At 71.6% G+C, this 2383-nt stretch carries 1 protein-coding gene; it reads right to left on the reverse strand.

Annotated elements, in window-relative coordinates:
* Positions 1-1183 precede the first annotated feature (1183 nt).
* A partial coding sequence (locus J0670_RS35995; protein WP_207816901.1) for an FAD-binding oxidoreductase occupies positions 1184-2383 on the reverse strand: 1200 nt, incomplete at its 5' end.

Consider the following 2383-nt stretch of genomic DNA (forward strand, 5'->3'; position numbering starts at 1 on the left):
GGCCAGCGAGGCCAGCGGCTCGCTCTGCCACCCGCTCGCCCGCCGCCCGGGCCGGTGCTCGTCCAGTGGCGCCGGACGCGTCTCCGGTGCCGTCCCGGGTGCAGGCCTGGCTCCGTCCGGGCCGGTCAGGCCCTCGTCCTCCGCCGCCATCGCGCGCCCTTCCTTCCGATTGCCGCGGTCGTCCGCCCCGTCCGGGCCGTCCGTTCCGGGCCCGGGCACGTGGTGCGTTGTCGGAGCGCAACCGTACCGCCGCGGGCCGACGGCTCCGGGCGGGGGCCCTCGGTGGACGGATCCGGGCCGGTCGGACGGGATGCGGGCGGGACTCGGACGTGACGTGGGCGGGGCCCGGACGCACTCGTGGGCGGTGCCGATGGCGGCACCGCCCACGAGGCCGGCTTCGCGGCGACCCTTTCCGCTGGCCGGTCGAGCTCTGTTCTTCGGTCCCTCTGATCTGTTCGATGCGTTCGGTAGGTTCGGTAGGTTCGGTGCGTTCGCTCCGTTGATCCGCGACCGGGCGGAGTTCCGCCCGGCGACCGCTTCGAGCTCTCCGCGGGTGCTCAGCTCACCCGCGGCCGTCCACCTCCGGCGCCCCCGCCTTCGGTGGTGCCCGGGGCGGTCAGCTGACGGTCGGAACGAGGAGGACGTCGATGTTCTTGTTGCCCCGGCCGGCGTTGGAGCCGGTCAGCGATCCGGCCACCCTTCGGGGGCGGAAGCGAACCATATGAGCCTCCAAGAAGCAGTTCATCGTGCAATGGTCAAACCTGGGGATGCGGGAGTTCGCCGGCCGGACGACCACCCGCTGACTGCGACGCCGGGAGACAGACTTCCGCAACAAATCGACAAATTACCAGCCGACGGGGCCATTTTCGCCCGTTAGCGTGATATCCGACTGAGCCACGCATAACGGCGGCGAGCCCGGAGAGCGCATCGACACAGCGGCGCTGAGCTGCGACTTTTCTCCGAAGACACCAACGTGCCGACCTCCCGGACCGGGCGCTTCACCATCACGCAAGCCGCCGGGCGCACCACCCCGGCGCAGTCCATTCATGAACGCGCCCCCGGGAAAGTTCGACCACCCTTCCGTGTCGACTTTTCCAGCCATTCACAGACCGTCGGACAGTCGTACCGAAAATGCGCCATCTCGGGGACCTTGACGATGTGACGTGAATCCGACTGGTGAAAATCAGACCATCTTGCCCGGGTTGAGGATTCCCAGCGGGTCGAAGACCGCCTTCAGCTGCCGTTGCAGGTCCAGCGCGACCGGCCCCAGCTCACGGGCCAGCCAGTCCCGCTTGAGCAGCCCCACCCCGTGCTCCCCGGTGATCGTGCCGCCCAGCTCCAGCCCGAGAGCCATGATCTCGTCGAAGGAGCGCTGCGCCCGTACCGTCTGCTCCTGGTCGGCGGCGTCGAAGATCACGATCGGGTGGGTGTTGCCGTCCCCGGCGTGGCTGACCACCCCGATGGTCAGCGCGTTCCGCTCGGCGATCTCCGCGACGCCGTTCAGCATCTCGGCCAGCCGGGAGCGCGGCACCGCCACGTCGTCGATCATCGTGGTGCCCAGCCGCTCCAGCGCGGGCAGCGCCAGCCGCCGGGCGGCCAGCAGCAGGTCGGACTCCGCCTGGTCCTCGGCCGGCACCACCTCCGTCGCCCCGGCCTCCCGGCACAGCCGCGCGACCCGCGCCAGCTCGGCCTCCCGGTCCGGCCCGTCGAAGGCCACCAGCAGCAGCGCCTGGGTCGACTCCGGCAGCCCCATCCGCCCCAGCTCGTTGACGGCCCGCACCGAGACCGCGTCCATCAGCTCCATCAGGGACGGGGTCAGACCGCGCGCCATCACCTCGCAGACCGCCGCTCCGGCCGTGTCCGCGCTCGGGAACTCCGCCGCCAGCGCCAGCTGCGGGGCCGGCGCGGGCCGCAGCGCCAGCACCGCCCGGACCACCACGCCGAGCGTGCCCTCCGAGCCGACCAGCAGCCTGGTCAGGTCGTACCCGGCCACGCCCTTGGCCGTCCGGCGCCCGGTGGTCAGCAGCCGCCCGTCGGCCAGCACCACGTCCAGCCCGAGTACGTACTCGCTGGTGACGCCGTACTTCACGCAGCACAGCCCGCCCGCGCCGGTACCGATGTTGCCGCCGATCGTGCAGGACTCCCAGCTGGACGGGTCCGGCGGGTAGTAGAGCCCCGACTCGGCCACCGCGCGCGAGAGTTCGGCGTTCACCACACCCGGCTCCACGACCGCGACGCGGTTCACCGGATCGATCTCCAGGATCCGGTCCAGCTTCACCATGGACAGCACGATGCACCCGTCCACGGCGTTCGCCGCCCCCGACAACCCCGTCCGCGCCCCCTGCGGCACCACCGGCACCCGCAGCTCCGTCGCGGTGCGCAG

It is taken from the genome of Streptomyces sp. FH025, assembly GCF_017427025.1.
GTDB lineage: Bacteria > Actinomycetota > Actinomycetes > Streptomycetales > Streptomycetaceae > Kitasatospora.